This is a genomic window from Archangium sp., from assembly GCF_057119385.1.
Map to the genome: position 1 here is coordinate 1 of NZ_DBNGVP010000138.1, position 22,697 is coordinate 22,697.

At 69.0% G+C, this 22,697-nt stretch carries 17 protein-coding genes and 1 pseudogene; 8 read left to right on the plus strand and 10 right to left on the minus strand.

Features of this window, described 5'->3' with window-relative positions; genetic code table 11:
- The 3 genes and pseudogenes from AC16DP_RS33495 to AC16DP_RS33505 all read right to left on the minus strand — a co-directional run.
- A pseudogene (locus tag AC16DP_RS33495) lies at positions 1-340 on the minus strand (hypothetical protein); the annotation flags it as partial.
- 106 nt (positions 341-446) lie between these two features.
- A complete protein-coding gene (locus AC16DP_RS33500; RefSeq protein WP_329730030.1) occupies positions 447-1,787 on the minus strand; it encodes a hypothetical protein in 1,341 nt (446 codons plus the stop codon).
- Positions 1,784-2,215 (minus strand): hypothetical protein, encoded by a 432-nt coding sequence (locus AC16DP_RS33505; RefSeq protein WP_329730031.1) that lies wholly within the window; start codon positions 2,213-2,215, stop codon positions 1,784-1,786. The genes AC16DP_RS33500 and AC16DP_RS33505 overlap by 4 nt, the downstream gene beginning before the upstream one ends.
- A gap of 110 nt (positions 2,216-2,325) precedes the next feature.
- Here AC16DP_RS33505 and AC16DP_RS33510 point away from each other — a divergent pair, with 110 nt between their 5' ends.
- From AC16DP_RS33510 to AC16DP_RS33530, 5 genes are all read left to right on the plus strand, one after another.
- Positions 2,326-4,086, plus strand: a complete 1,761-nt coding sequence (locus AC16DP_RS33510) for a GTPase (RefSeq protein ID WP_329730032.1) — start codon at positions 2,326-2,328, stop codon at positions 4,084-4,086.
- 406 nt (positions 4,087-4,492) lie between these two features.
- Complete coding sequence (locus AC16DP_RS33515; RefSeq protein ID WP_329730033.1) at positions 4,493-7,318, plus strand: serine/threonine-protein kinase; 2,826 nt, start codon at positions 4,493-4,495, stop codon at positions 7,316-7,318.
- Positions 7,319-7,331: 13 nt separating this feature from the next.
- Positions 7,332-8,333, plus strand: coding sequence for a tetratricopeptide repeat protein (locus tag AC16DP_RS33520; RefSeq protein ID WP_329730034.1), 1,002 nt, complete (start codon positions 7,332-7,334; stop codon positions 8,331-8,333).
- Between the two features lie 8 nt (positions 8,334-8,341).
- Positions 8,342-9,985 (plus strand): DUF4215 domain-containing protein, encoded by a 1,644-nt coding sequence (locus AC16DP_RS33525; RefSeq protein ID WP_329730035.1) that lies wholly within the window; start codon positions 8,342-8,344, stop codon positions 9,983-9,985.
- A gap of 104 nt (positions 9,986-10,089) precedes the next feature.
- Positions 10,090-10,791, plus strand: a complete 702-nt coding sequence (locus AC16DP_RS33530; protein ID WP_329730036.1) for an acetoacetate decarboxylase family protein — start codon at positions 10,090-10,092, stop codon at positions 10,789-10,791.
- A gap of 9 nt (positions 10,792-10,800) precedes the next feature.
- On the opposite strand, the gene AC16DP_RS33535 is transcribed toward AC16DP_RS33530, so the two are convergent.
- Positions 10,801-11,457 carry a M23 family metallopeptidase gene (locus AC16DP_RS33535; protein WP_329730037.1) on the minus strand — a complete coding sequence of 219 codons (657 nt, stop codon included), beginning with the start codon at positions 11,455-11,457 and terminating at the stop codon, positions 10,801-10,803.
- 260 nt (positions 11,458-11,717) lie between these two features.
- Between AC16DP_RS33535 and AC16DP_RS33540 the strand changes: the two genes are divergently transcribed.
- The 3 genes from AC16DP_RS33540 to AC16DP_RS33550 all read left to right on the plus strand — a co-directional run bounded on the left by AC16DP_RS33540 (position 11,718) and on the right by AC16DP_RS33550 (position 15,989).
- A complete protein-coding gene (locus AC16DP_RS33540; protein WP_329730038.1) occupies positions 11,718-13,175 on the plus strand; it encodes an amidohydrolase family protein in 1,458 nt (485 codons plus the stop codon).
- A 23-nt stretch (positions 13,176-13,198) separates the two neighbouring features.
- The gene (locus AC16DP_RS33545) at positions 13,199-13,666 is read left to right on the plus strand and encodes a TfoX/Sxy family protein (protein WP_329730039.1); all 468 of its coding nucleotides are present in this window, start codon (positions 13,199-13,201) and stop codon (positions 13,664-13,666) included.
- A 142-nt stretch (positions 13,667-13,808) separates the two neighbouring features.
- Positions 13,809-15,989 carry a prolyl oligopeptidase family serine peptidase gene (locus AC16DP_RS33550; protein ID WP_329730040.1) on the plus strand — a complete coding sequence of 727 codons (2,181 nt, stop codon included), beginning with the start codon at positions 13,809-13,811 and terminating at the stop codon, positions 15,987-15,989.
- Positions 15,990-16,106: 117 nt separating this feature from the next.
- Here AC16DP_RS33550 and AC16DP_RS33555 read toward each other — a convergent pair whose 3' ends face one another.
- The 6 genes from AC16DP_RS33555 to AC16DP_RS33580 all read right to left on the minus strand — a co-directional run bounded on the left by AC16DP_RS33555 (position 16,107) and on the right by AC16DP_RS33580 (position 22,683).
- A complete protein-coding gene (locus tag AC16DP_RS33555; RefSeq protein ID WP_329730041.1) occupies positions 16,107-17,630 on the minus strand; it encodes an FAD-dependent oxidoreductase in 1,524 nt (507 codons plus the stop codon).
- Entirely contained in the window at positions 17,627-19,381 is a 1,755-nt protein-coding gene (locus AC16DP_RS33560; protein WP_329730042.1) for a fatty acyl-AMP ligase, read from the minus strand. Before AC16DP_RS33560 ends, AC16DP_RS33555 begins: the two co-directional genes overlap by 4 nt.
- A 138-nt stretch (positions 19,382-19,519) precedes the next feature.
- Complete coding sequence (locus AC16DP_RS33565) at positions 19,520-20,686, minus strand: fatty acid desaturase family protein (RefSeq protein WP_329730043.1); 1,167 nt, start codon at positions 20,684-20,686, stop codon at positions 19,520-19,522.
- Positions 20,679-21,425: a hypothetical protein gene (locus AC16DP_RS33570; RefSeq protein ID WP_329730044.1), complete on the minus strand. Its 747-nt coding sequence runs from the start codon at positions 21,423-21,425 to the stop codon at positions 20,679-20,681. Before AC16DP_RS33570 ends, AC16DP_RS33565 begins: the two co-directional genes overlap by 8 nt.
- The gene (locus tag AC16DP_RS33575; RefSeq protein ID WP_329730045.1) at positions 21,422-22,420 is read right to left on the minus strand and encodes a class-II aminoacyl-tRNA synthetase family protein; all 999 of its coding nucleotides are present in this window, start codon (positions 22,418-22,420) and stop codon (positions 21,422-21,424) included. Before AC16DP_RS33575 ends, AC16DP_RS33570 begins: the two co-directional genes overlap by 4 nt.
- On the minus strand, positions 22,417-22,683 hold the full coding sequence (locus tag AC16DP_RS33580; RefSeq protein WP_329730046.1) for an acyl carrier protein: 267 nt from the start codon (positions 22,681-22,683) through the stop codon (positions 22,417-22,419). Before AC16DP_RS33580 ends, AC16DP_RS33575 begins: the two co-directional genes overlap by 4 nt.
- Between the last annotated feature and the right edge of the window lie 14 nt (positions 22,684-22,697).

Consider the following 22,697-nt stretch of genomic DNA (forward strand, 5'->3'; position numbering starts at 1 on the left):
GGTAGCGCGGGTTCTCCAGGGGCCACTGCCCCGCGCCCAACTGGCGCACGAGGTTGGGGTGGTTCAGGCGCGCGCCCAGCGCCATCTCCCGCCAGGCGCGCTCGGCCCGCTCGGGGCCCTGGTCCAGGGGCAGCACCTTGAGGGCGGACACGTAGCCGCTTTGGCTGCGCACCCGGTACACCGTGGCGAAGCCGCCACGGCCCAGCACCCCCTCCACCACGTCTCCGCCAATGCGGGTGCCCACCGGCAGCGGCGGCGTGTCATCGGGCGGAAGCAGGGCGGCCACCACGCCGCGGACAATGGGGTGCTCGGGACTGGGGACGGGCGGATGTGTGGACACGCGGGGCTTACCTCGGAGGACCTCAACGTATCAGGTCACGCAGCCCGGCTGGGGCCCCGTCCTTTCCACCACTCGAGGATGGCCCTTCGTGCGTTTGCCGGCGGACTCAGGAGCGGTGGCGCTCGGCCTCGCGGTAGAGCTGGGTGAGGGAGTAATCCAGCAGCGACTGGCGGGAGCGCAGGTAGCGCCAGGCGCGCTTCATCGGCAACCAGACCCGGCCCCCGGCGAGCACCTGGGCCTCCATGAGCTTCTTGCGCGGAATCCACCGCCCGTCCAGGTGCTCCACCAACACCTCGCCCAGGTAGGCCCCCACGGCGGGCACCAGGTGCTCGTCGATGGCTTCCCTCGAGCGCCCCCGGGTGAAGTCGTCGCGCCAGAAGTAGGCGTCCACGTCCGTGAGCGACTCGGGGGTGGCCTTGAAGACGGAGGGCACCGGGGTGTGCAGCAGCGCCACCAGGTGCTCGGCGTGGAGGCGGTATTGCTCGAGCACGCGCTCCGGGTCCGCCACGTCCGGGGGCAGGGCGGCGTCCAGGGGCAGCCACTCCTCGGGCTCGGGCGGCCGCCAGGCGTTGAGCCCGGCGATGGTGCGCTGGCGCTCGTGGACGGCCGCCGCGTCCACCACGCGCGAGAGCAACGGAGCCAGGTCCGGAGGAAAGCGCGGCTCCACGGGGGCCAGCGTGGCACTGCGCTCGCGCAGGGTGCGCAGCACGGTGTCGAAGCCGAGGTCCGGCCGCAGGTGGGCATGTGCCCGGGCCTGGGCCATGCGGGCTTCCTCGCTGGCGAAGTCCGCCGCCGTGGGCCAGGTCACCAGCAGCACGCAACCATTGGGCAATTCCTCCACCCGCCATGCCGGCGTGGACAGCATGCGCTCGCGGCCCACCTCCTCCACCAGTCGGGGGCCGAAGACGTTCAGCCAGAACACCTCGTAGATTTTGTCGAAACCGTCTCGGAAGTAGGTCTGCTCATCACGGCCGAAGCGAGGATCTCCCGCCAGCACCCTGTCCGCATCGCTGTGGGCCACGGCATGGGAAACCGGGTAATGAGAGGCCCACGCACGCACCATCTCCACGAAGTGCAGGCAGCGCTGCTCATCCGCGAAGAAGGAGAGCGGCTGCACGCGGAGGAAGACCTCCAGTCCGGGAGGCTTGCGTGAGAGCCAGAGGTCGAAGCAACCGTCCAGGGCGGGCCACTCCGTGCGGTAGAGCCCGATGAACGTGTGGTTTCCCTCTCGCCGCTCTTCCAGGGCTTGGAAGAAGGAGGGACGGGAGTATTTTCGCTGCCGCTTGCCATTGACAACGTCCGGCATCCACCCCTCGGCGTTCTTCTCGAATGCATCCAGGAATGGCTCCAGCCTTTTCTTCAACGCGATCCGTGGCTTGCTGGCCCCTTCGAACGTGAGCAGCAGGCTGTCCTCCGGCTTCAAGTCATGCACGCTCAGCACCTTCATCGGAACAGCACCTCCACTCCTGGGACTGTCGCCTTGGTGGCGTGCAAGGCCTCCCTCATGATGCGCTCATCCCTGGGCTTGAGCGCGCCGCCCTCGTAGATGAGGCGGACCCGCCGCACCTTCACTCGGCCCTCGAGCCCAGGACGGCGGATGTTCAGCGTCTCGCCGTAGTACGCCAGGGCCGCCCTCGCGTCCGCGATCATCTGTGCTCGCACCGCGCCATAGTCCATCCCCGAGAAGTCGCGGCTCTTCTGGAGGCCGCGCGCATCGTGGCCCGGCACAGCCGCTCCCAGGTCACCATGTCGCGCACCGGGCCGGTCTCGGGCCCACACCCCCAGCAGCACCAGCGCCATCAGCGCCAGGAGCAACGAGCCCGCACCGCTGCCGACAGCGCTCCCACGGCTGGGAGGTACACGGCTCTTCACCATGAGGGCGTCCCCGGAAGACGAGTTGCCCAGAGGATACGAGTGCCCACTGAAGGAAAGGTGCCGACGCTTTGGACTGTGCACCGGCGCACGCCTTGGCGAGTCTTGGGCCCGTGAACACCCCGCCCGACACCCTGCCCGACCCCGACGCGCTCCAACCGCTGCTCTCCGCCGCGCTGGCCCTGCCCTCGCTGAAGCCCCAGGCGGCCCGGCTCGAGCGGCTGCGCCAGGACTACGCGCGCGGCCTGGAGCGCAAGGACGCGCCCCTCACCGTGGCCCTGGTGGGCGCCACCGGCGCGGGCAAGTCCACCCTGCTCAATGCCCTGGCCGGACAGGCGCTCGCGCGAGAAGGAGAGGACCGGCCCACCAGCACCGCCGCCACCGTCTTCGCCCCCGAGGGCGCCGGGCTGGAGGACCTGGCCCAGGTGGGCGCCCGGGTGGTGCGCTACACGCCGGGCCCGCGGGGCATGTGGAGCGGCCAGGTGTTCATCGACACGCCGGACCTCAACAGCGTGGCCACCGTGCACCGCGAGGTGGCGCGCGCGGCCCTGGAGCGCGCGGACGTGGCGCTGGTGGTGATGCACCGGGGCAGCGTGGCCGAGGCCACCCAGGCCGAGTTCCTCGCCGGCTTCGCCCGGCGCCGCGCGCTCGTGTTCCTCATCAACTTCGCGGACGAGCTGTCGGCCGACTCGCGCGAGGCCCTCAAGTCCCAGGCGCGCCGGCTGGCCGCGGAGCAGTACGGGCTGGCGCTGGAGTCGGTGCCCGTCTTCGCCATCAGCGGCCGGGCGGCGCAGCGGGGACAGGACCCCTCTGGCGAGTTCGGCGCCTTCCTCTTCCACCTCAAGTCCCTGGGCACGCAGGCGGTGGCCGAGCGGGTGCGGCGCTCCAACGCCCGGGGCGCGCTGGAGGAGCTGGCCTCACGGGTGGAGGCGGCACTGAAGGAGACGGAGGACACGCTGGCCCGGACGCGCACGGCGCTGGAGTCGGGCCTGGCGCGCACCTCGGAGGGACTGAGGACGGACTTCGAGGCGCGGCTGGAGCTGGCGCAGGGCCACCTGGCCTCGGAGGTGCGCACCCAGGCGGCGGGGCGCTTCTGGGGCCCGGCGGCATGGGGCATGCGGCTGTCGTACGTGGGGGCGGGAGGCCTGGGCGCGGCGACGCTGCTCGCGCGGCGCAGCCTGCCGGTGGGACTGGCGGTGGCGGCCACCTCCACGGTGCTGGACGCGGTGCGGGACAAGACGCGGGCCCGCGCGGCGGAGACGGCGGTGGTGGAGCCCTTCGAGGACGACATCGCGGTGGAGGCAGCGGCGCGCGCCGCGCTGACGGAGGCCCGGAGCCTCGCGCACGCGAGCGGCCTGTCCCCGGAGTCCCTGGGCCTGCCGGACGTGGACCTGGTGCTGGCGGAGCTGAAGTCCGCGCGGGCGAGCGCCTGGCGTTACACCGTCACCACGGCGGTGGGAGAGACGGTGGCCCGCTGGTGGCGCACGGCGCGCTGGCTGCTGCTGCCGCTCATCAACCTGCCCCTGCTCGCGCTGCTGGGGCACGTGGGCTACCGCGTGGTGCGCGCGTACGTCGAGGGCCCGCTGCTCGGCCTGGACTACTTCCTCAACGCGGGAGCCCTCTTCGCCCTGCTGGCGGGGGCCGGGGCGCTGCTGGCCTCGGCGAGCCTCGCGGGCACCACCCGGGGCGTGCGCCGCGCGGGCCTCGAGCACTTCCTCACGCGGCTGGGCGCGCTCGGCACCCGGCTGGGAGAGACGGTGCAGGACAGCCTGCGTCCCCCGCGCGAGGCCGCCCGCGCCCTGCTCGCCCTCACCCGGACGGCTCACACCGCCGTCCAGCCTCCGTCCACGTCGAGCACCATGCCGGTGGCGTAGTCGCACGTGGCCAGGAAGAAGGCCGCGTCGGCCATGTCGTGGGCCGTGCCCGGACGCTTCATGGGGATGTTGTTACGGTCAACACTGTTCCTGTACCGCGGACGGGGATAGGCGAGGAAGCAACCGTGCCCATCATGTCGGGAGTGTTGCCCCACAACGGACACGGAAGGCTCCCTGGGGTGCAGGTGGATGGGGATGGGCGGCTGGGAGGCCGGTAAAGCCAGAAGAGGGACATCCCATGTGCGAGCCCGCTGAAGCACGCCGCTCCCGCATTCACTGACAGCCCGGGCAGGAGCAGCATCCCCGGCACTCCATCTCACATTCAGGGCATCGGCCGGCACGAGGCCGATGCGGCAGGAAGCGTGCGTTCCCGTCTGGGAATGCCGCCTCGGGGGGTTGGCCAGACATGAGCAAGCACGCGAGCAGTGCCCTGCGCACCACGCGCACGGGCCTGGAGCCGGTGTCCCTGGAGGGGGGGCTCGCACCGGGCACGCGCATCCAGCATTACGAGCTCATCCGCGAGCTGGGCAGCGGCGGCATGGGCACCGTCTTCCTGGCGCGTGACACGCGGCTGGGCCGGCGCGTGGCCATCAAGTTCCTGCACACCGAGGACCCGGATCTCACCAAACGCTTCATCCTCGAGGCGCGGGCCACGGCGCGGTGCAGCCACGAGAACATCGTCATCATCTACGAGGTGGGCGAGCACCAGGGCAGCCCCTTCATGGTGCTGGAGTACCTCCAGGGCCAGCCGATGAAGAAGCTCATCGCCGGCCAGCGCCTGCCGCCCTCGCGCGCGGTGGAGTTGATGGTGCCGGTGGTGCGGGCGCTGGCGTGCGCCCACGAGCAGGGAATCGTCCACCGGGACCTCAAACCGGAGAACATCCTGGTGACGGACTCGGGCGCCATCAAGGTGCTGGACTTCGGCATCGCCAAGGTGCTCCAGGGCGAGGAGCCCTCGGTGGGGGCCGCCACGGACACCTTCGTGGGGCTCATCGAGGAGGATGGCGAGGAGCTCACCCGCCGCGGCGCCATCCTGGGGACCATGGCGTACATGTCCCCGGAGCAGTGGGGCAACGGGGTGGCCATCGATCACCGCACGGACATCTGGGCGGTGGGCATCATGCTGTTCCGGATGCTGGCGGCGCAGCACCCGCTGGGCAGCATGGGGGGACCGCAGCTGGCGGTGACGGCGCTGCTCGACGAGCCGATGCCGCGCCTGCGCGAGGTGATACCGGACGCTCCGCCGGAGCTGGCGGCCATCGTCGACCGGTGCCTGCTCAAGCACAAGGAGGAGCGCTTCCCGGATGCGCTGTCGCTGCTGCGCGCCCTGGAGCCCTTCCTGCCCGGCCGCTACAACCGCGAGCAGCGCATCGACGAGAGCCCGTACGCGGGCCTCAGCTCCTTCCAGGAGGCGGACGCGGACCGCTTCTTCGGCCGCACGCGGGAGATCGCCGCGCTGGTGAACCGCATCCACGACCGGCCGCTGCTGGCGGTGGTGGGACCCTCGGGAACGGGCAAGTCGTCGTTCGTGCGCGCGGGCCTGGTGCCTGTGCTCAAGCGCTCGGGGACACCGTGGGAGGCGCTGGTCATCCGGCCCGGCCGCAATCCGCTGTCGGCGCTGGCGAACATGATGGCGCCGCTGGTGAGCTCGTCGGACTCGGTGGAGCAGGACTTGAAGGAGCAGAAGCTCCTCATCGAGCACCTGCGCAACGAGCCCGGCTACGTAGGCAACGTGCTGCGCAGCCGGGCGAGGCGGACGCAGCACCACATCCTGCTGTTCGTGGACCAGTTCGAGGAACTGTACACGCTGGTGCCGGATGCGAAGGAGCGGCTGGCGTTCACGGCGTGCCTGTCGGGCATCGCGGATGACGCGACCTCGCCGATCCGGGTGGTGCTCTCCATCCGCTCGGACTTCCTGGACCGGGTGCCCGAGGACGAGGGCTTCATGGCGGAGCTGAGCCAGGGCCTCTACTTCCTCACGCCGCCGAACCGGGAGGGGTTGCGGGACGCACTGGTGCAACCGGCGGAGCGGGCGGGCTACCGGTTCGAGTCACCGGCGATGGTGGACAACATGCTGGAGCACCTGGAGTCGACCCAGGGCGCGCTGCCGCTGCTCCAGTTCGCCGCCACGCAGCTGTGGGAGTCGAGGGACCCGGCGCGCAAGCTGCTCACGACGAGCGCCTACGCGGCCATTGGAGGAATCGCGGGGGCGCTCGCGAGCCATGCCGACAGCGTGCTCACGGGGATGACCACGCAGGAGCGGACGCTGGTGCGCGCGCTCTTCCTGCGGCTGGTGACGCCCGAGCGCACCCGCGCGCTGGTGTCGGCGGACGAGCTGCGTGAGCTGACGAAGGACACGGGGGAGATGCAGCGGCTCATCGACCACCTGGTGCAGGCGCGCCTGCTGGTGGTGCAGACGGGAGGCGGGGCCACGGGCGCGACGGTGGAGCTCGTCCACGAGTCGCTCATCCACAGCTGGCCCACACTGAAGCGCTGGCTGGACGAGGGCCAGGAGGACGCGGGCTTCCTGGAGCAGCTGCGCAACGCGACCCGGCAATGGCAGGCGAAGAACTTCGACGGCAACCTGCTGTGGCGCGGCGAGATGGTGGAGGAGGCCCGGCGCTTCCAGCGCAGGTACAGGGGGGAGCTGCCGCAGTTGCAGCGAGACTTCCTCGAGGCGGTGTTCGCCCAGGAGGTCCGGTCCACGCGGCTGAAGCGGGCGCTGGTGGTTGGCTCCACGGTATTCCTGGTGCTGCTGGTCATCGCCGCGGCGGTGGCGCTGGTGATCATCCGCACCTCACAGCAGGAGGCCGAGCGCCAGGCGGAGGTAGCACAAGCAGCCGAGGCGGTGTCGCGCAAGGCGGAGATCATGGCGCGCGAGGCCGAGGCAACGGCACGCGAGGCCGAGTCGCAGGCCAAACAGCGTCTCGCCGAGGTCCAGACCAAGGAGCTGGAGCGCCTGAAGGCGCAGCAGGAGGCGGAGGAGTTCAGTGAACAGCTGGAGCGAGCCAACAAGAACCTGCTCGGGTCGAACAGCAAGCTGAAGTCAGCGCTGAGGAGCGCCAGGTTGGCTCAGCTGCGGGCCAAAGCCGCCAAGAAACGCGCCGAAGAGATGGCCCTGGAGGCGCGCCGGGCCAGGGATGAGGCCCAGAGGCTGCTGCAACGCGAAAAGAAACGCGTCGAAGAGCTGGAGCGGGACATCGGCGAGTTCATCAAGGAATTGAAGGACTGAATCGAGGGTGACCATGAGAAACCTCAGGAGAAAGACCAGACTTGGTCTTGGCATCGTGGTGACCGTGCTCGCGCTGTGGACAAATGGGGCGACCGCGCAGACCCAACAACTCGTGGGTGGGGCGAGCCACTGGGCCCAAGGTGTCAGTCAGGAGGACCAGAAGACCGCGCGCGAGCTGTTCTACGAGGGAAACGCCGCGCTGAGCGAGTCCATCTTCGCCGCAGCCACTGAAAAGTACGTCAAGGCCCTGCGTCACTGGAACCACCCGGCCATCCACTACAATCTCGCGCTGGCACTGATGAAGCTCAACCAGCCCATCGAGGCCCACGAGCACCTGACATCGGCGATGCACTACGGGCCGGAGCCTCTAGGGAAAGACAAGTTCGGGAGCGCCACCCAGTACAAGGAACTCCTGGATGCGCAGCTCGTACGGCTGACCCTCTCCTGCGATGAACCCGGAGCCCAGGTGACGTTGGATGGCCAGGTGCTCTTCGAAGCGCCTGGAAAGTACCAGGGACTGGTACGTGCCGGGGCCCACAGCATCCTCGCCTTCAAGAAGGGCTATATGACCTCGGACAAGAGCCGAGCATTGATGCCCGGGGAGAAGGTGACTCTCGAGCTGAAGCCGTACCTCATCGAGTACAAGAGGCGGTGGCCCGCTTGGATGCCCTGGGCCGTGATGGGTTCCGGCGTGGCCATGGCTGCGGGCGGTGGTCTTCTGCACCAGCAGACCAGCAAGGATTACAGCGTCTTTGATACCGGTATCCTGCAGTGCGGAGGCTGTGACCCAAAACCTGACGGTCTCGCGGCTACACGAGCGAGGGGAGACACCCTGCAGCGAACTGCGTTTGGCGCCTATGGCCTGGGTGGAGCAGCGCTCGTCACTGGCGCCGTGCTGCTCTACCTCAATCAGCCCCAGCCAATCTCCATGGACCCGGGCCAGAAAGAGGAGACGGTGAACCTCATTCCCCTCCTCGGCGGCACCAACGGCGTCCTGGCCATCTTCCGATTCTGAGGTGCACGATGCGACGAGAAAACCCCACCGCTGTTCGTCCTGGCCTCGTTCCCATCCTCGCGGTGGCATTCCTGGCCCTGCCACTCCAGTCCTGCCTCAAGCCTACGAGCGTGGATTGTGGACCCGACCTCGCATGCCCCGCCGGGTACAGATGCTCCGCCGACCACCAGATATGCATCAAGGGCAACTGCGGAGACGGCATCACCCAGAATGGAGAAGCATGTGACGACGGCAACCTGGATGATGGAGACGGTTGCAACAGCACCTGCGAGTCCAATGAGACGTGCGACAACGGATTCGTAGACACCATCAAGGGCGAGATCTGCGACGACGGCGACAATGCGGCACCAGGAGGATGCAGCATCGGATGCCGCTCCAAGGAGACCTGTGGCAACGGAGTCATCGATGCCGAGGAGAAGTGCGACGACGGCAACAACAGCAACGAGGACAACTGCCTCAACGACTGCATCCCAGCCCTCTGCGGTGATGGACATGTAGATCGCACGGAACCGCACGTCGAGGAGTGTGATCCCGGAGGAGAGACCCACGACTGTGACCTCGACTGCACGCGGCCCAGATGCGGCGACGGCATCGTCAATGTCAGCGCCGGAGAACAGTGCGACGATGGCAACGACAGTAATGAGGACAACTGCCTCAACAACTGCACGTCAGCCACCTGCGGTGATGGATACGAGGATCACGAGGCGCCGCGCATTGAAGCATGTGACCCTGGAAAGGAAACCGACGTTTGCGATCTCGACTGCACGCGGCCCGAATGCGGCGACGGCATCGTGAACGCCAGCGCTGGGGAACAGTGCGACGATGACAATGACAGCAATGAGGACAACTGCCTCAACAACTGCACGCTGGCCACCTGCGGCGATGGGCACGAGGATCACGAGGCGCCGCGCATTGAAACATGTGACCCTGGAAAGGAAACCGATGTCTGTGATCTCGACTGCACGCGGCCCGAATGCGGCGACGGCATCGTGAACGCCAGCGCTGGCGAGGAGTGTGACTTCCGTAGCGATCCCGAAAACTGCCTCACCACATGCAAGAAAAAGCCAATCATTTGCGGCGATGGCAACAAAGAAGGGGACGAGGCATGCGATGATGGCAACACGGACTCATGTGGCACATGCAATGCCACATGCACGCAAGCTCAAGACGCCGCCGTCGCCATTGGAGAAATCACCGCCATACGCGGCACTCTCATCAACGACGGCGAAATCCTTTCCATAAGCGACGGCTTCAAGCGATTGACTTTTGAATTCAACAGAGGCGACAAGCCAACCGTAGACTCTCGCCGCCAAATTTTTTTCCCCCCTGTCGACTTCGACTCAAAATCGGAAATGGCCTCCGAAATCACGGACGCCATCAATGCAAGCCGCGGTCCCCGAGGCTTCAAAATCACTGCGCATCACGATGGCGAGAAAGTCATACTCAAAAACGATGACAAAGGGGGCTATGGCAACAAGGCAATCATCTCATCGATAGAGTCAAGCGACTTCAAGCTAAAAGGAATGGACCAAGGCCGCGCCTATGACTGCCCAGTAGACATGGGCTGCACACGCGACAGGGATTGCGATATCAGCCTGGGCTTGAAATGTAAGAAAGATGGCGAGGTGCGAGGAACCTGCCAGAAGCCCTAGAAGCAGGCGCTCGAAAGAAAAGAACAGGCATCGTGGCATGATGCACGGCATCACAGGCTGAAGCGGAACAGCCAGGCTCCGTGTAGCTTCTCAGGGGAACCACCATGGACATCCAGCCTTCGTCTTCTCCCCATGCAACACCCGTCGACTACCCGCCCGCGCCGTGGACCCTGCGCGGGCAGGTGTACATGTCCGCCTGGAGCGTGCCCGTCCACCGGTGCTCGCTCCAGGTGGATCCGGTCTTCGAGCCCGTCGTCGTCGCGGGCCGCATGTTCGTCACCGGGGCCTTCGTGGACTACGAGCCCGGCGGCATGCTGACCTACGGCGAGCTGGCCATGGGCATCGTCGTGAAGCAGCGGGGCGCCCGGCGCTACGGCTCCGCCACGCCTCTCATCTGGGTGGACAGCGAGCAGTCCCTCCGCGGCGGACGCGCGCTGTGGAACCTGCCCAAGGAGATGGCTCGCTTCGAGCTCGACCGGAGTCCTCCCGGCGGCGGCTTCTCCGGCGCCGCGTGGGATGAGCGGGGGCGGCTCCTGGGGAAGGCTCGCTTCGAGCTCCTCCCCGGCCTGCCTCGCCGTGCCCGGCTGCCTTTCCTCCTGCCGGACCTCTATTCCATCCACGGTCAGGTCTGCGAGACGAAGGACTCCTTCTCCACCTCGCTCCGGCTGCTCCGGGGCTCCTGGTCCATCCCCGACAGCAGCCCCCTGGCCGCGCTCGGCCTCGCGGGGCAGCAGCCCCTGCTGAGCTTCTGGATGCGGGACTTCGCGCTCACGCTCCCCGCGGCCACGCCCGTGGCGGACCGCTGACGGAGCGCGCTAGCGGGAGCCGCCCGCACCGTCCGAGGCGCGCGCCTCGGGCTGCTGCTCGCGCTGACGGGCGCTCTCGGACGCCGTGCGCGAGACCTTCTCCAGGATGGAGCGGGCTCCGGACGGAATACCACCGGCGGCCTGCTCGCCCTCGCGCAGCACGTCCGTGGCGGGCGCGAGCGGCGCGTTGGCGCGCGGATCGTTCGCGGCCATCACCGGCATGTCCTGGTTCTTCCCACACGCGGGCGCGGCGATGAGCGTGTCGCGCACCGGATCCCCATACCCGGAGATGAGCGCGGGAATGGAGGGGTTGTTCCACCCGGTGCCCACCGCGCGGGCCACCTTGAAGTGCAGGTGCGGGCCGCAGGACCAGCCCGTGTTCCCCGAGTAGCCCAGGAGCTGTCCCTTGCGCACGCGCTCGCCGGGCTTCACCACCACGGCGCTGAAGTGCAGGTACTGCGTCTCCAGGCCGCCATCGTGGGCGACGACGACGTAGTTGGCGAACTGCGCCATCTTCGGGTCACACGCCCCCTGCGTGCTGTCCCCGCGCGCCATGCGCACCAGGCCGTCCTCGGCCGCCACCACGGGCGTGCCCACGGGCATGCGGAAATCCCAGGCGTACGTGTCGTTCTGCAGGTGGCTGCCCGTGTCGTGCCCCTGGCTCACCGGAAACACACGGCCGCAAGCGAAGGGAACGCCAATCTCGGGAGCCACGGTGTTGCGAGCGGGGGGAACTGCCGGAGCGGAAGCGAGAAGAAAGAGCGTGGGCAGGATCATGGGTAGGCCGCGCGAAAACGACGGAATCCCCTTGCACTATTCCAAATCATTTCCGGCCTCGCTGCTCGCCCGCTGGCACCGGGAACAAGCCAGCAGGCAGGCATGTTGGGGCCGCGCCCGGGCATCCCGGGACAGGGGGAGCACACGACATGCGGCGAGAGACATGGCGGCCACGCTCGGTGGCCATGGGCCTGGCGCTCTGGATGACAGGGTGCGGCATGGCCCACCCTTCCGTGAAGGCGGAGCCCCCGGCGAAGGACACGGTGGCCTTCGTGGACGTGAACGTGGTGCCCATGGACTCCGAGCGCCTGCTCGTCCACCAGACGGTGGTGGTGCGCGGAGCGCGCATCGTGGCCCTGGGCCCGGTGGACGCCACGCCCGTGCCCTCGGGCGCGGCGCGCGTGGAGGGCCGGGGCCGCTACCTGATGCCGGGGCTCGCCGACATGCACCTCCACCTGGTGCCGGGCACGGGCCAGCCGGAGGACCCCGCCGGACAGGTGCTCGCCCTGCTGCTGGCCAATGGCGTCACCTCGGCGCGGGCCCTGGGCGGCCCCAAGGACACCTCACGGGTGGTGAGGGACCGGGTGGCTCGGGGCGAGGTGCTCGGGCCCACGCTGCGCGTCGCCGCGCCGTCCCTGCACGGCAAGTCCGTGCAGGGCCCCGAGCAGGCACGCCAGCGGGTGCGCGAGTACAAGGCGGCCGGGTATGACCTGCTGAAGACGCACGGCTCGCTCGGCCGCGAGACGTACGACGCGATGATGGCCGAAGCGCGTGCGCAGGGGCTCGCGGTGAGCGGCCACGTGACGCCAGACGTGGGCCTCTTCCATGCCCTGGAGTCGGGGCAGCAGCTCGAGCACCTGGATGGGTACCTGAACGAGCTGCTGCCGGAGAACGACGGCGCGCGCATGGAGGTAGGCCAGGTGGAGGTGGGCGAGCCCCTGGCGCGGATGGAGCCAGCGCGCATCCCCGCGCTGGCGGAGGCCACGCGGAAGGCGGGCGTGTGGAGCTCGCCCACGCTGGCGCTCTTCGAGACGGTGACGAGCCCCGAGGGCGTGGAGGCCCTGCGCACGCGGCCGGAGCTGCGCTACGCGAAGCAGGCGTCCGTGGAGGCGTGGACGCAGATGCTGGCCAATGACTCGCAGATGACGGGCGCCCCGGCCGGGCGCAAGCGTCAGTTCGCCGAGCTGCGGCGGCAGGTGGCGCGGGAGCTGTACACGGCGGGGGCGAAGCTGCTGGTGGGCTCGGACTCGCCGCAGCTCTTCATGGTGGCGGGCTTCGCGGTGCACCGGGAGATGGAGGCGCTGGCGGCGGCGGGGATTCCGCCCTACGGCGTGCTGGAGGCGGCCACGCGCAACGCGGCGGAGTACCTCGGTGAAGCGGGCACCTGGGGCACGGTGGCCGAGGGCCGGCGCGCGGATCTGCTGCTGCTGGAGGCCAACCCGCTCCAGGACGTGAAGCACACGCGGGACATCGCCGGGGTGATGGTGCGCGGCCAGTGGCTGCCGAGGAGCGAGCTGGACGCGATGCTGGAGCACACGGCGGTGGTGGCCAACGCCCCGCCTCCGGTGAACAAGGGCGTGGTCACCGCGACGACATCGGCCCCATGATGGGGTGACACGGAGGACACGGCATGGCGCGCATGGACAGCTACGTGGAGTACACGCTGGAGTTGCTGGAGCCGCTGGGCCCCGTGCAGGCGCGCGCCATGTTCGGTGGGTGGGGCCTGTACCACGCCGGAAGGATGATGGGCCTCATCATCGAGGACCGGCTCTACCTCAAGACGGACGACACCACGCGCCCCGCCTTCGAGGCCGCGGGAAGCGAGCCCTTCGTCTACGACGCGGGTAAGGGCCGCAAGCCCGTCACCATGTCGTACTGGACGCCTCCGGCGGATGCGAGCGACGACGCGCACGCGCTGCTGCCCTGGGCCCGCCGTGCCGTGGAGGCCTCACTGCGCGCCGCGCAGAAGAAGCCGGCCGCGAAGAAGAAGTCCGCTCCCGCGGAGGCGAAGGCGAAGACGGCCACGCCGAAGCAGGCCCGAGCGAAAGAATCCGTGACGAAGAAACCCGCGGCGAAGAAGGCCTCGCGACGCGCGTGAAGAGGGCCGCTCGCCTCCACGACGGGCAGTGAAGCTGTCCGGAAATGGGATGGCCTCCCAGGAGCGGACACGACGCGCGGAGACGAGCGGACGGCGGCGGCGCGTGGCAGGCTACGGGCCCTCAACCAACCCGAGGGACTCGATGCAACAACGCCTCAAGCCGGCCATCGCCGCGCTGTCGCTGATGCTGCCGCTCACGTCGCTGGCCGGAGCCAAGGGGGCCGTGCCTCCGGCGCCCGTGGCCACGAAGAAGGCCGTGGCGGACACCTACCACGGCACGAAGGTGGACGACCCGTACCAGTGGATGGAGAAGAGCGACGACCCCGAGGTCCGCAAGTGGGTGGACGGGCAGACGGCGCACATGCGCGCGGTGCTGGACAAGCTGCCCTCGCGCGACGCCATCCGCGCGCGCATCACCTCGCTGCTCACCCACAAGTCGGCCGCCCACTTTGGAATGGTGCAGCGCGGTGGCGTGATGTTCGCCCTGAAGTTCCAGCCGCCCCGGCAGCAGTCCATGCTGGTGGTGCTGCCCTCGGTGGACGACACCTCCACCGCCCGCGTGCTGGTGGACCCGATGGAGTTGGATCCGAGCGGCCACACCACCATCGACTTCTTCGTGCCCTCGCTGGACGGGAAGAAGGTGGCGGTGTCGCTGTCGAAGGATGGCACGGAGAGCGGTGACGTCACCGTGTACGACGTGGCCACCGGCAAGGCGCTGCCCGGCGAGGTGGTGCCGCGGGTGAACGGCGGCACGGCGGGCGGCGGCCTCACGTGGAACGGAGACGGCACGGGCTTCTTCTACACGCGCTACCCGCGCGGCGAGGAGCGTCCGGCCGAGGACCGGGACTTCTACCAGCAGGTGTACTTCCACAAGCTCGGCACGCCCACGGACCAGGACACCTACGAGCTGGGCAAGGACGCGCCGCGCATCGCCAACTACCAGCTCGAGACGTCCGAGGACGGCAAGCACGTGCTGGCCATCCTGGGCAACGGCGACGGTGGCGAGTACGCGCTCTACCTGCGCGGGCCGCAGGGCACCTGGACGCAGCTGTCGAAGTTCGAGGACAAGCTCACCGACGCGACGTTCGGCAAGGAGGTGCTGTACGTGCTGGCGCGCAAGGACGCGCCGCGCGGCAAGCTGCTGAGCATCCCGCTCGCCACGCCCGCGCAGGACAAGGCCACGGTCCTCGTTCCCGAGGGCGAGGCCTCCCTCGTGGGCGTGCGCCCCACGGCCACCCGGCTCTACGTGGTGGAGCAGCTCGGCGGCCCCACGCGGATGCGCATTTTGGGCCTGGACGGCAAGGAGGTTGGCGTGGTGCCCACCCCGCCCGTCTCCTCCGTGGGCGGCACGGTGTACCTGGGCGGGGATGACCTGCTGTTCGGCACCAGCAGCTACACCGAGGCCTCCGCCGTGTACCGCTACTCGGCGAAGGACGGGAAGCTGGCGAAGACGGGGCTGGGCCGCACCTCGCCCGTGGACACCCGCAACGTGGTGGTGGACCGGGTGATGTGCACCTCGAAGGACGGCACCCAGGTGCCGCTCAACATCCTGCACGCCCAGGGCACGAAGCTGAACGGCAACAACCCCACCCTGCTCACGGGGTACGGCGGCTTCAACATCTCGCTGTCGCCGGGCTTCAGCCCGATGAACTTCGCCTTCATCGAGCAGGGCGGCGTGGTGGCCATCGCCAACCTGCGCGGCGGCGCGGAGTTCGGCGAGGAGTGGCACACCCACGGCTCGCTGACGAAGAAGCAGAACGTCTTCGACGACTTCTACGCGTGCGCGAAGCTGCTGGTGGACCAGAAGTGGACGAAGCCCGAGCGCCTGGCCATCCAGGGCGGCAGCAACGGTGGCCTGCTGATGGGCGCGGCGCTCACGCAGCACCCGGAGATGTACCGCACGGTGCTCGCGCACGTGGGCATCTACGACATGCTGCGCGTGGAGCTCACGCCCAACGGCCAGTTCAACATCCCCGAGTACGGCACGGTGAAGAACCCCGAGCAGTTCCAGGCGATGTATGGCTATTCGCCGTACCACCATGTGAAGAACGGGGTGAAGTACCCCTCGGTGCTCTTCACCTCGGGGGAGAATGATCCGCGCGTGGATCCATTCCACTCGAGGAAGATGGTGGCGCGGATGCAGGAGGCCACGGGCTCGAAGCGGCCGGTGCTGCTGCGCACCAACAACATGGGCCACGGCATGGGCACGCCGCTGGGCGAGAAGATCGAGGAGCTGGTGGACGTCTACTCGTTCCTCTTCAACGAGCTGGGCATGAAGTACAAGCCGGTGGACGGCAAGGTCACCGCCCCGGCCGCGAAGTAGACCCCAGCCCGGGGCCCCCGCCCCCGTCCCCCACCCTCGCCCCCTCTCCCTCTCCCCTCGGGAGAGGGTCGGGGTGAGGGTGCCGGGTTCACCTCCGCGGCTCCAACGTGCCCGCGCTCAGGTTCCCTGCGTCTTCTGCTTGCGCAGCTCGTCGTAGAGCGAGACGCGCCCGGCCACCGCGCCCGCCACCGCCTGCTCCAGTGGACGCAGCATCTCCGGCAGTGGCAGCACCGCCCTCATCCTCCGCCGCACCTCGTCCTCCACCAGTCCGCGCAGCACCTCGGACTGCACCCGCGCCATCGGCGGCGGCCACCACGTGGGTGCTCCCTCCACCGGCGCGTCCTCCGGCCTCACCACCTTCATGTGGTGCACCGCCAGGTCGTAGAAGCTCCGCCGCGCGAACTCGCTGTCCTCGAACGGGAACTCCCCTCCCAGCGCCCTGCCCACCGCCAGCCCCGACGTGAACGCCATCTCGTGCCCCGAGATGAACCCCACGTACTCTCCGCAGAAGTACGTCCGCCGCTTGCCCTGGATGCGGTGCAGCTCCGCCGAACGCACCGGATGCATCCCGTCACACACCAGGTGCTGCCAGCGCATCGTCTTCACCACTTTCGCCGGGTCGAGCAACCCCTCGGGCGGATTGCACGTGGCGAACAGGTCCTCCCCCACCCAGTCCTGCAACACCGGCAGGTAGTAGTTGTAGTGCGCCCGCGTGAAGGGCCCTCGCGCCTCGGGCGTCACGTACGTGTACGCCGCCCACAGGCTCCGGTCCTCCGGCATCACCCGAGGGTCCGTGTGCAGCACGATGCTCGCCGGCTCGTACTCCACCTCGCCCAGCAACACGGCCTCGTCCGGGCTCGGGTCCTCCAGCAGTTTCAACGCCGTGCCCGCCTCCGTGGCCAGCACCACCTGATCGAACCGGTGCACCCCGCCGTCCGCGCTCGTCACCGTCACCCCGTCCCGCTCGCGGCGGATGGAGCGCACGCCACAGCCCGTGCGCACACTCGAGGCGAAAGCCGCGGACAGCCGGCGCACGTACTCGCGCGAGCCCTGCTTCACCGTGCGCCACGGCGTGGGCCCCTCCAGCGCGTAGCCGCTCACCGGCCCGAAGGTGGCCGCCACCATGAACATCGACATCTGGAGCAGGCCGATGCGCGTGACGAAGAGCACCGACAGCAGCGGCGCCACCACCTTGTACTTGAAGTCCTCCGAGTATCCTTCCTGGTCCAGGTACTGCTCCACCGTCAGGGGCATGTACTTCTTCGGGTTGGAGACGATCTCCGGCACCGCGAGCTGGAAGCGGTCCACCTCGTGCCGCACGGACGCCCAGAACGCCGAGTCCCGCCCCGTGCGCCAGTGGCCCCCCTGGAAGTGGATGGACAGCTCGAGACCCGGCCGCAGCGGCTGCGTCTCCACGCCCAGCTTCCGGAAGAGCGCCGACAGGTTCGGGTACACCCACGGGTGGTAGATGAGGAAGCCGATGTCCACTGGCACCGGGCGGCCCCCGCGCGTCACCTCCGCGGTGTACGCATGGCCGCCCAGCGTGGGCGCCTCCTCGAAGAGCGTCACATCGTGCTGGCGGTGCAGGCTGTAGGCGGCGCCCATCCCCGCGATACCGCCCCCGACGATGGCGACCTTCATGCCGCCTGCTCCTCCGTCACCACCTGCAGGCCGCGCTCCAGGTACGCACGCTTCGCCGCCTGCCGCTGAATCTTCCCGCTGGACGTCTTGGGCACGCTGCCCGGCTTGAGGAACACCACCTCGTGCACCCGCAGCTGGTAGGCCTCGTTGATGGCCTGGCGCACCGTGGCCGCCGCCGCTGGGAGCTCCAGCGGCGCGCCCCCCTGCGGTTGCCGCGTGTCCACCTCGGCCACCACCACCAGCCGCTCCTCGCCCTCCACCTCCACCGAGAAGGCCGCGCCGCACCCCGGCCTCACCGCCGGCAGCGCCGCCTCCACCGTCCACTCGATGTCCTGCGGATAGTGGTTCTGCCCGCCGATGATGATGAGGTCCTTCCTGCGGCCGGTGATGTACAGCAGCCCGTCCTTCATGAAGCCCAGGTCCCCCGTGCGCAGCCAGGTGCGCGAGTCGTCCCCGCGGATGCGCGCGCGGAACGTCTCCTCGGACAGCTCCGGCTTGCGCCAGTACCCCTGCGCCACACTCGGGCCGTACACCCAGATCTCCCCCACGCGGCCGTCCGGCAAGCGCTCGCGGGACTCCGGCTCCACGATGGCCAGGCCGTAGCCCTCCTCGGACTCTCCACAGCAGACGAGCTCCGCGGCATTGGCATCCCCCACGGGCAGCGGCACCACGCGGTCCTCCTTGAGGGCCTCCTTGTCCACGCCCAGCGTCACCAGGCCGCGCCCCTGCGGGCCCGGGGCCTTGAGCGTCACCTCCGCCAGGCCGAACACCGGGAAGAGCGCCGAGGGGGAGAAGCCCCGGGGAGAGAACGTCTCGAGGAAGCGCCGCATGGTGCCCGCGCGCACCGGCTCGGCGCCACAGTACGCGCTGCGCCACGAGGACAGGTCCAACGCGGCCAGGGCCTCCGGCGTCGCCTTGCGCACGCACAGCTCGTAGCCGAAGTTGGGCCCGCCCGAGTGCGTCACCTTGAAGGCCGTCACCGCCTGCAGCCAGCGCAGCGGGTGCTTGAGGAAGTCCGCCGGGGACATCAGGTACACCGGGTAGCCCGAGTAGAAGCCCTCCATCAGTCCGTCCACCAGCCCCATGTCGTGGAAGGACGGCAGCCACGTCACCGAGCACGAGTCCTCGCCCAGCTTCACGCTGCCGCCGATGTGCGCGAGGTTCGCCAGCAGGTTGCCATGGCTCACCATCACCCCCTTGGGCGACGAGGTGGAGCCCGAGGTGTACTGGAGGAAGGCGAGCTGCTCGCTCCGGGCGCCGGCCGGAGACGCCAGCGGCGTCACGCCCAGGTCCTGCTGGTCGGTGGCCAGCCACGTCAGCTCGCCCAGCCCGGGCACCTGCTCGGCGAAGGCGGCCGCCATGGCGCAGATCTCCGCGGTGGACAGCACCACCTTGGGACGGCAATCCGCGATGATGCCGAGCAACCGGCCCAGGGTGCGCTCCAGGCGGGTGGGGTCCGGCGGATAGGCCGGCACCGCCACCGTGCCCGCGTAGAGGCAGCCCAGGAAGGCCTCCACGAACTCGGCGCCCTGGGGGTAGAGCAGCAGGGCGCGCTCGCCCCGCACGCCATGGGACTCGAGCAACGCGGCGATGGTGCGGGCCCGCTCATCCAGCCCGGCGAAGGAGTACGCCTTGCGCTCCTCGGTGCCGCGGGCAATGAAGGTGAGGGCCCTGCGCTCGGGATGACGCTCGGCGCGGCGGTGAAGGATGTGGGCGAGCGAGGTCGCGCCCGAGATGCAGTCAGAAGCCATGGGGGGTGCTCCAGGTCGGGGGGGGATAGGGGGTGACGCATGCACCCTCTCCCTCTGGGAGAGGGCGGGGGGTGAGGGTCGTCGCCCGGGTGAAGACCCTCACCCCAACCCTCTCCCAGAGGGAGAGGGAGTGGTGGATCAGTGACGCTGGGGGAGCGGAGTGCCGTCATTGCCATCCGCGATGCCGGTGGCGTTGGCGAACTCCTCGTCTCCCGCGATGGGGCGCACCGCCTTGCCAGTGGCGAGCTGCTGCCGGAAGCGAGGCACCGCGTCCACGTAGGAGGTGACCACGCCCAGCATGTGCAGCAGGCGGATGAAGAGGAAGGACATGTCCACCTGCGAGGGAACGAGCCGCAGGTTGGCCGAGCGGGGGAACTTGTGGTGGTTGTTGTGCCACTCGGAGGCGAAGACGCCGTAGAAGACCTGGTTGAGGGCCAGGGTCCGCTCGTCGAACTCCCAGCCTTCGATCTTCGCCCGTGGCCGCCGGCCACCGTGGCCGACGTAGTTGAAGTCGCGCACGAGGAGGATGACGACGGAGATCGCCGCGTACCAGGCCAGCACGCACGGCACGCCGCCCACCGCGTAGGCCACCGCGCTCCAGAACACCTGCGCGAAGACCATCCGCACCGCCATGTGTCCGGCGTGCTCCACCGTGCCCGTGCGCCGGAACTGCTCGTACGTGCTGATGGGGAAGCCGATGTGGCTCACCGTCTTCGCCACGTGCTCGTACTGCTCCGGAGTCATGTCGGTGTTGAACTTCGTCACCGACTCGATGGCCAGGTAGCTGGCGAGCCGCCCCAGGTGGGGGCCATACGGGTCCCCCACCCTGTCCGAGCGCTGGTGGTGCACCCGGTGGGGAATCGCATACGTGTCCTCGCGGATGGTCATGCCGTTGAGCCACAGGAAGACGCGCGCCAGCCAGGGGGAGCGGAAGTCGAAGGCCTTGTGCGAGCAGTAGCGGTGCAGCCACGCCGTGTGCGTCACCGTGGCCAGGAAGAAGGCGGACACGGAGAAGTACAGGGCGCTCCTCACCGACAGGTGCCAGCCCGCCCAGGCCACCAGACAGCCCAGCGTCGCCAGGTGGAAGGCCACGTGCAGCGCCGCCGGCAGGCGCCGCACGTCGGCGAAGACGTTCATCGCGTCCCACCACTCGCGCAACGCCTCGCCCACCGTGGGCTCCTTCGGCGTCCCCTCCGCGGTGGCCCATCCGAAGGTGGGCTCCCGCAGCACCCACCCCGCCTTGTTCCCCACGGGCGAGGCGGGCTCCTGCTCCTCGGGAACCAGCTTCCGGGCGGCCTCAGCCATTGGACCAGCCCTCGCGCCAGCTCACGATGCGGGCCCCGCACACCTTCTCGAACTTGCGCTTCATCTGCAGCACGGTGGTGAAGTCGTTCTCCACCGCCACCGGCAGCTCGCACACGTGCCAGCCGTAGTGCTTGAAGTTGCTCGCCGCGCGCAGCACCTCGGGCTTGAGCTCCGGCTGGCGCTCCAGCAGCTTGGTGAGAATCTGGTAGCCGCCTTCCGCGTGGCGGAACTCGTCCACGGAGATGAACCCCAGCAGCTTCGCCAGCACCTTGTCCTTGCACTGCGCGCCGAGCTGCCGGGCGAAGTAGCCCGCCGCGTGCTCGGACCAGATGAAGTTCACCAGCTCCTGGACGGTGTCCTCGGGCTTGTAGTTGACGTGCTCGATGTTGCGCCGGCGGATCTCCACCAGCTCCTCGTCGGTGATGCGCGGCGCGAAGCCCACCAGGTCCAGGTAGCGCCGCAGGCTCCAGAAGTGCCGGAAGCCCTCGAAGCACTCCACCTGGAACACCGAGGTGGCGTCCACGTCCTCGTGGAGCAGCTTGATGAGCGAGACGGTGCCCAGGGCGTGATAGGACTCGATGAGCGCCGTGCGCCGCACCTTGTCCAGGATGTCCGGCTGGCTCAGCGCGGCCTCCCGGTCGATCTCCCCCCAGGGGATGTCCTTCTCCACGTTCCAACGCGACTCCGACTTGGCGCCGAAGAAGTCGTAGTAGTAGCGCTCCGTCGTCTCCGTCGTCATAGGGCTCCTCGATCCGGTGTGGGTGCGAACTCCGAGGCGGGAATCACCTCGCGCCACGCGGAGGGGTCCACCCCGTGGTACGCGGTGAAGGCGGCTACCCAGCGCTCCAGGCCAAAGGCGATACAGCCCGTGCTGGCCTGCTGGCCGTCCGGCAGGCTGAGACCGAAGGTGCGGGAGAACGAGTCCCCGTGCAGGTTGAAGGACGCGATGGCCAGGTCCCCGCCCTTCTGCCCGGTGACGTCCACCAGCAGCTCGTACTTGAGCGACTGGGCCCGCTGCAGCAGCGTGCGCGCCCGGCCCTCCACCGCTCCGAAGAACGGGTCGGACGCCACGTCGATGCGCCCGGTGAGGCCGTGCGCCTTGGCGAACTGCACCACCTCCAGCAGCAGCTTCTCGCGCATGCTGGCGATGGGGGCCTCGGGCCCCAGCAGGACGATCTCCCGCATGGTGAACTCCCACTGCCGGCGCAGCGGGGCGAACTCCCCGTGCTCGTAGCGGAAGCACCGGCCCTGGGTGGTGAGCACCAGGGGCTCGCCGGTGATGGGGCGGCCCTGCAGCTCCGCGTAGCAGTGGTAGCAGACGGCGCCGGACAGCACCGCGCCCGCCGAGCGCACCCGCGAGGCCGCCCCCTCCTCCACGCGCTCGCCGCCCTTCACCGCGTCCACGAACTGGCGCAGGGACGTGCTGTCCCGGTCCAGGCACATGGCGAAGGTGGCGTGGTGCGGAAAGGACTTGAAGTAGTCCGTCCGCTCCATCACCGAAATGGGCATCAGCGTGGGGTACTGGCGCTCGGAGGCACCGTACCTGAACGCCAGCTCGAGGAACTTGCGCTCGAAATAGCGGAACAGCCACAGCGCGGGGCCGGACATGCCCAGCGTGCCGTTCTCATAGGAGCGCAGATCTCCCCGCTCCATCAACTGGCCGATGGCCTCGGGCCGGGGCGAGCGCCCGGAGCCGAAGGCCAGGCTCTTCGGGTCCACCGTCAGGGCGCTCATGCCTTCGCCTCTCCACCAGCGGGGCAGAACGTGTCGGCGATGACGCGCGGCGTGCGGAAGAAGTTCATCGTCAACTTGTCCTCGGGCACCTCGATGGAGAGCTCGCTCTCGATGAAGCCCATCAGGTCGATGATGCGCATGGAGTTGATGAGCCGGTTCTCGAACAACGCGGTGTCCCGGCCGATGTCCGCGGTGATGCCATTCTCCACGCACAGCTTGCGGATGAAGGTGAGCAGCCGCTCCTCGAACTGATTCCTGTCCATGATTCCGTTCCTCG